The organism is Endozoicomonas sp. SESOKO3 (assembly GCF_024606255.1).
On record NZ_JAHHPR010000778.1, the window covers coordinates 1 to 1,382 of the forward strand.

Here is a 1,382-nt window from a genome sequence, read left to right on the forward strand (position 1 = left end):
ATGAATCACGAAAATGAGTTAGGCAAAAAAGTGGATGAGCATTCAGAAGAATCGGCAGGAGCAGCAGCACAGCAGCCGCGGCCTTTAATTGAAATTCCGCTCCCGCTATTGGACCATGACTGTATTTATGACATTCTCCAAGTGGTGGATACAGGCCTTGATGCAGACACTTTAAGGACTATATTGAGCCATGTTCCGGAAATCCTTCCCAAAGAGAGCCTGACCATTGCAAACATGATTCAGCAATTGATAAAGACGCTCCACCTCACAGTTAATGAAGACGAGAATGATTTGATGGCAATTCTATATTCTGTCCAGGGTATAGAATCACCTATCGATACCTACTTTCCAGACCAAAAAATAAACCTCGTGATATTCATGGCAAGTTACTATGCAGCCATTCATTCAAATGGAGCCACCCCTGAAGCAGCTCATTTCTTTTTTAACTCATTCCTGCTTAAAGCTATCTTCTTGTCTTGTATCGGGATACTTCATAACAACAAAGGTGAGCTTCTAGGCAATAAAGAGCCCATAAAAGATCACGAAGTTTTAAAAGCAAATGTTAAAGAATCTGTTTCCGTCATCTCTACTATAAAATATTTGAAAGAAATTAACATCAGGCATATACAACAATTGGATAATACCTTAAAGGCTGAAAAGTCCGAGACATTAATCGATCCAATTATAAAAGCCGCTTCCGCTCTTCTCAACTGTGCCTTTGATGTGAACTCAATACCGTATCATCAGCGGAATATTAAATCAGATGAGCGAATGTTAGTGCTAATAAAAGAATATGGTGAAAAAAACCCTGAATTAGTTGCTTCAATCAATCAGTTCGAGAATCTCATTAATTCTATATACATGTTTCTTGATCCTTTCCTTATAGAATCAGCAGGTGGACACCTTCGCAATTTCTCGAGTTATTTTAGAAAATCAAACTGGGATGATACCGTTACTAACTCTACAAACAAAAAAGGCAAAGAACAGAAATTATTTGCAATATTCGAAGAGGTAATAAATGACGCAATACACAACGTGGGAAATGAAGACCCTCACATATTTCAAGAATTACTTATAGCCCTGTCAAATTACATAGAACAACAATTACAAAAAACATTTCCTGATGCAAATGAATACCAAGTCATAATGGTAACCCTCGGTACAGGATTTGTCGGCCTGCTGGAACAATCACAGACTACCTTGGCAAGGTATGAACAAACTATTGGTAGCGATATCAATCAGCCGTCTAACAGAGCCCAACATGACGAGGCAGCAAAGGGACAAGAAGGAAAAGAACTTAGCAAAGTACAAAGGAAGAGAAAACTTATGAAAGAACGCATAAAATACTTGAGTGATTTCGTCGATTGGTTCAGGAGTCACTA

At 38.4% G+C, this 1,382-nt stretch carries 1 protein-coding gene; it reads left to right on the top strand.

Annotated elements, in window-relative coordinates; translation table 11 throughout:
* On the top strand, positions 1-1,382 hold a 1,382-nt coding region (locus tag KDK18_RS13680; protein WP_257255489.1), incomplete at both ends, for a hypothetical protein.